The following is a 274-nucleotide window of genomic DNA, read 5'->3' on the forward strand; positions in this document are numbered from 1 at the left end:
TCTTCAAGGGGTTCATTACGTCTCTCCTTACGAGTCCGATGGTTATTGCGTCTCAACTGGATCTGCGGGATCTTCGGGGTCTGCGGGATCTTCGGGATCTTCAGCCAATGTGGTACTGCCAACAATGTTAGCGGGAATGCGCAGTTTGTCTGAGGCGGGATCTGAATCCGGGTTCAGATCCAATTTTGCGCGAGCTTCGTTGGGAGTCATTAGGCCCCCATTCGCGTAACCAAGCAGGGAGTCTTTCTTGTCCTTCATCGATCCACGCAAAAGC

General features: G+C 52.6%; 1 pseudogene. It reads right to left on the reverse strand.

Annotated features, from left to right (window positions below):
* Positions 1-42: 42 nt before the first annotated feature.
* A pseudogene (locus tag P9217_RS30190) lies at positions 43-274 on the reverse strand (hypothetical protein); the annotation flags it as partial.

The sequence above is a fragment of the Mesorhizobium sp. WSM4989 genome (assembly GCF_029625795.1).
Lineage (GTDB): Bacteria > Pseudomonadota > Alphaproteobacteria > Rhizobiales > Rhizobiaceae > Mesorhizobium.